Below are 4,596 nucleotides of genomic sequence, written 5' to 3' on the forward strand. Positions count from 1 at the left end.
CGGCACAGCGGTGAATCGCCTCCGCTGGCGCTCCGGCGATTCACGTCTCAGCGGTACTGGGAGAGCACCCCGAGGCCGCCGGCCATGAGCGCGAAACCGACGATCAGGTTGATGTTGCCCCCCGGGAAGCCCGGCACCATGTAGGCGAGCAGCACCAGCAGGACACCACCGAGGATCAGGCCGAGTCCGAGGCCCGGCAGCCACCGCGGGCTGGGCTTGGGCTTGGCGGGTTTCGGGGGGATGTAGCTGGAGCGCTTCGAACGGGACTTCGGCACGGCGGCGACCACCTCGCAGGTCTTCGTCGGGGTGCTCGATGGTACTCTCGCAGGGAGTCTACGCCCGCCCGGATGCGCTGACCCGGTGCCCTGACCCCTCTCGTGGGACGTGGCAGAGCACCGCCTCCCGACCGACGGAATGCCCCGCATGGTGGAACTGCCCGACCCCGCGTCCGGTACACCGGACGGCGGCGCACCCAGCGCCGTCGTGCGCGCGGGGTTCGCGATGGCACTGGGCCTGCTCGCGGCCATCCTGTTCGTGTCCGCGCGCACCCAACCGGTCACGGCGCACGAACGCCTCGGGGCCCGCGTCGAGCTCGCCGAGCTGATCCGGGCCGAGCAGGCCCGCGCGGCGGAGCTGCAGCGCCGTGTCGACGAGCTGGGCGGCGAGGTGGACACCTTCGAACGCGCCGGCCCCGGCGACGACGAGCAGCGCGCGCTGCAGGAGCGCATCGAGGAGATGGCCGCGCCCGCGGGGCTCACCCCGGTGCGGGGCCCCGGGCTGGTGGTGTCGCTGAACGACTCGCCGAACGCGCCCGAGCCCGGCACCGACGCCAACGACCTCGTCATCCACGAGCAGGACCTGCACGCCGTCATCAACGCCCTGTGGACCGGAGGGGCTGAGGCGATGAGCGTGAACGGCGAGCGGGTGCTGACCACCACGGCGGTGCGCTGCGTCGGCAGCGTCCTGCTCGTGCACGGCCGCACGTACTCGCCGCCCTACGTCATCCATGCCATCGGTGACGACGACCTGCTGGAGAACGCCCTGCGCCGCGACCCGGCGGTGGAGCGCTTCGCCGCCGCGGCGCGGGTCTTCCAGCTCGGGTTCACGGTCACCAAGGACGATGCGCTCGAGCTGCCCGGATACCAGGGGACGGCCGCCCTGCGGATCGCCCGGCCCGCCGGGGCCCCGTGACCCGGGAGCCCTGCCGCAGGAGGCACCCGTGACCCGCGCGCTGCGCTACACGGGCTGGACGCTCATCTCCGCCGGTGCGGTGGTGCTGCTCTACGTCGTCTACTCGCTGTTCTTCACCAGCTTCGCGACCCGGGCGGCGCAGTCGGACCTGTCCGAGGAGTGGGACCGCCAGGTCGAGGTGCAGGTCGCGGAGGCGCCGGATCCGGAGGAGGACAGCGACCCGCCAGCGGTCGACCCCGGCGGGGCGTTCGCCGTGCTCGAGTTCTCCCGCCCGGGCACCGACGAGCGCCCGGTCCACGCCGATCCGCTGTACATCGTGTCGGGTGTGGGCATGGCCGATCTCACCCGGGGCCCGGGCCACTACCCGGGCACGGCGGAGCCGGGGGGGGAGGGCAACCTCGCCATCGCCGGGCACCGCACCACCTACGGAGCGCCCTTCTACCATCTCGACCAGATGGTCGAGGGCGACGAGATCCACGTCACCGGGCGGGACGGCGAGCGCCACACCTACCGGGTGGCCCGCACGGAGGTCGTGCAGCCCGGGGACGTCTGGGTCGTGGGCTCCGACCCCCTGGAGACGGAGACGCCGATGCTCACGCTGACCACCTGCCACCCGCGATTCTCCGCCGCGCAGCGGTTCGTGGTCTTCGCCGAGCTGGTGACATGAACCGCGTCGCCAAGGTCGTCCTCGTGGTCGTCGTCGTGGCGGCCGTCGTCCTGCTGCTCTTCACGGTGGTCTTCCCCTGGGTCGACACCCTCCTGGACGATCCGACCCTGGGCGTGACGGCGGTCGTGGGCTCCCCGGCGGGGTGGTGACCGAGGGGGCGGTCGCGTGGGCCCGCCGCCGCTCCGCACGCATCGCCGGGTACAACCCGTGGGAGGTGGTCGTCCGGCTGGGGCGCGGGGTCGTGGACGACCGGGTCTCCGGGCTCGCCGCCGAGATGGCCTTCTTCGCGTTGCTGTCCTTCGTCCCCCTGCTCGTGGCGATCGGGGCCGGGCTCGGCTACATGGAGCGCGTCATCGGCGAGGAGCAGGTCCAGCAGGCGGAGGGCGCCATCATCGGCGGCCTGGCGGTCGTCTTCAGCCCCGACCTGACCCGCGAGGTGATCGCGCCGCTCGTGCAGGGGCTCCTGAGCCAGCAGCGCGGCGGCCTGGCGATCGGCAGCCTGCTGGTGACGGTCTACCTGGCCAGCCGCGTCTTCACGGCCACCATCCGCGCGCTCGACCTCGCCTACCGCGTCAAGAACCAGCGCGGCCTGGTCCAGCAGCGGGCCCTCGCCGTCCTCCTGTCGTTCGGCGCCGTGATCGTGTTCGTGCTCATGCTCACGCTCCTGGTCGTGGGCCCGTTGCTGGGCGGGGGCCGGGCCCTGAGCGACCACCTGGGGTTGGGGGACGCCTTCACGATCCTCTGGGCGGTGGGACGCTGGCCCCTGCTGGTCGTGTTCGTCGTGGGCTTCCTGACGCTGCTGTACCGCGTGGGGCCCCACGTGGACAACCGGCTGCGGGACTGCCTGCCCGGGGCGGTGCTGGGGGTGGTGCTGTGGATCCTCGTGTCGGTCGGCTTCCGGGTGTACCTGGAGGTGGGTGGGCCCCAGGCCCCGCAGTTCGGCGACGAGGAGGAGGCCCTGCGCATGGCCGGGCGCGTGGTGGGCGCCGTGGTGGCCGCAGTGCTGTGGATCTACCTGTCCGGGGTGACCATGCTGGTCGGCGGCGAGCTGAACGCCGAGCTGGCGCTCATTCGCGAGGACCGGTGAGCGGCCGCGCCGACGTGCCCGGCGACCACCGCCAGCAGTAGCGCGGCGGCCACGACCGCCGGCCCCCGGGCGGGCTGGGCGGGGCCCCCGGCGGCCTGGATGGTGGCGCGCCGCCATCGCGCGATGGTCTCGGGCGCGGGGTCGGCCGCCTGCGGGAGCGGGACGAGCCGGTTGAGCCGGGGGGGACCCGAGCCGCGATCGGCCGGTCGCGGGTCCAACGCCAGCGCCTGGCTCATGGCGTCCCACGCGCCGGGGCCGGCGAACCCGGCCCGCCAACCGGCGACCCCGCCCAGGTTGTATTCGCCGGCCAGCGCGGCGCGGCGCCCGAGGCTCGCCGCGTCCTCCTGCCAGACCTGACGTGCGCGCCCGCCCGCACCGCTGTGGGTGTAGCGGCGCTGGCCCGCGCCGGCGTCGAACGCGTGGCGGGCCCTGGCGTCGTCGAGTCGGCGAGCCATCGCGTCCATCCCCAGGGTCGCCTCGACGCGCGTCCCGCCCGGGGCGGTCGGGTCGTCCACCCAGCTGCGCGCGTACAGGGGCACCGCCAGCACGACCTTGCGGTCGGGGACGGTCCGCAGCAGGTGCTCGACGGCCTCGCGCGTCCACCCGATCCCCGCGACCGGGCCCGGCGCGGTGGCGTCGTCGTGCTGGTCGAGGGCCGTGAGCAGCACGTAGTCGGCCGCCTCGCCGAGCGCGCGCCGCTCGTAGGCGGTCGACCAGGCGCCACGGGACCAGGTGTCGGTCAACGGTGCGACCGTGACGGCGACGACGCGGCCGGGCAACGCGCCCCGCAGTTCCCGCACGAGCGCGGTCAGGGCCGGTCCGGTCCTCTCCTGCAGGTTCTCGAAGCCCACGACGAGGCCGCCGGCACCGGCGCGCTCGACCGCTGCGGCGGTCGCGCGCACCAGGCGGGCCCGGCGAGCGCCGTCGGCCAGCACCGCGTGGCTGAGCTCGGCGTCGAGACGGTTGCCGAGCTGGGGCCACACCGCCATGCCCCGGTCCCGCGCCCAGGCGGTGAACGCCGGGTCGCCCTGACCGGTGATCCCCCCGGGGTCGTCGTCGGCCAACCCCCACCACGTGGGCGACAGGACGGTGACCCCGGGCATGTGCTCGGCGTGGGCCCGGTAGTCCTCGCTGGTGCCGCCGTGCAACCAGGCGAGCAGGACGTGCCCGTCGGGCCGGATCGCCGGGTCGGTCCCGGCCGCGTGAGCGGACATGGCGGATCCGGCGGCGAGGATGAGCAGCCCGGCGATGGCGCATGCGGCGGCGCGCGACGTCACCTCGTCGAGAATACCAGCGGGGAAAGGGTTTGGACTGGGTGGTTTGCCGTGTACAACACTGGGACACGCGGGGGATGATGCCCCGTGCCCCGAGCCTCGATCTCTAGGAAGGCACCCGACGGTGGCTGCTGACGACACACCCGAGAGCCGCGAGCCGACCGCGCAACCGCCGGCCAAGAGTGCGGCCAAGAAGGCGGCCAAGAAGTCGACGGCCAAGAAGTCGACGGCCAAGAAGTCGACCGCGAAGAAGGCGACGGCCAAGAAGGCGGCGAAGAAGGCGGCGAAGAAGGCGGCGAAGAAGGCGGCCAAGAAGACGTCCACGGCCAAGAAGTCGACCGCGAAGAAGTCCACGGCCAGGAAGTCGGGGGCCAAGA

At 73.7% G+C, this 4,596-nt stretch carries 7 protein-coding genes; 5 read left to right on the plus strand and 2 right to left on the minus strand.

From position 1 onward, the window contains the following. Positions 1-47: 47 nt before the first annotated feature. Positions 48-275 (minus strand): cell division protein CrgA, encoded by a 228-nt coding sequence (locus WD250_08190; GenBank protein ID MEX2620185.1) that lies wholly within the window; start codon positions 273-275, stop codon positions 48-50. 148 nt (positions 276-423) lie between these two features. On the opposite strand from WD250_08190, the gene WD250_08195 reads away from it, so the two are divergent. From WD250_08195 to WD250_08210, 4 genes are read left to right on the plus strand one after another with little or no spacing between them, the layout of a single operon-like run. Next, on the plus strand, positions 424-1,191 hold the full coding sequence (locus WD250_08195) for a DUF881 domain-containing protein (protein ID MEX2620186.1): 768 nt from the start codon (positions 424-426) through the stop codon (positions 1,189-1,191). Between the two features lie 28 nt (positions 1,192-1,219). Continuing rightward, positions 1,220-1,858: a class E sortase gene (locus tag WD250_08200; GenBank protein MEX2620187.1), complete on the plus strand. Its 639-nt coding sequence runs from the start codon at positions 1,220-1,222 to the stop codon at positions 1,856-1,858. Continuing rightward, positions 1,855-2,007 carry a hypothetical protein gene (locus WD250_08205; GenBank protein ID MEX2620188.1) on the plus strand — a complete coding sequence of 51 codons (153 nt, stop codon included), beginning with the start codon at positions 1,855-1,857 and terminating at the stop codon, positions 2,005-2,007. Before WD250_08200 ends, WD250_08205 begins: the two co-directional genes overlap by 4 nt. Next, positions 2,004-2,945 (plus strand): YihY/virulence factor BrkB family protein, encoded by a 942-nt coding sequence (locus tag WD250_08210; GenBank protein ID MEX2620189.1) that lies wholly within the window; start codon positions 2,004-2,006, stop codon positions 2,943-2,945. The genes WD250_08205 and WD250_08210 overlap by 4 nt, the downstream gene beginning before the upstream one ends. Here the strand turns inward: WD250_08210 and WD250_08215 are convergent. Continuing rightward, a complete protein-coding gene (locus WD250_08215) occupies positions 2,870-4,222 on the minus strand; it encodes a glycosyl hydrolase family 18 protein (protein MEX2620190.1) in 1,353 nt (450 codons plus the stop codon). The two genes, WD250_08210 and WD250_08215, sit on opposite strands and share 76 nt — an antisense overlap. Positions 4,223-4,343: 121 nt before the next feature. Between WD250_08215 and WD250_08220 the strand changes: the two genes are divergently transcribed. Then, a partial coding sequence (locus WD250_08220) for a hypothetical protein (protein MEX2620191.1) occupies positions 4,344-4,596 on the plus strand: 253 nt, incomplete at its 3' end.

It is taken from the genome of Egibacteraceae bacterium, from assembly GCA_040905805.1.
In the GTDB taxonomy this organism is placed as follows: domain Bacteria; phylum Actinomycetota; class Nitriliruptoria; order Euzebyales; family Egibacteraceae; genus DATLGH01.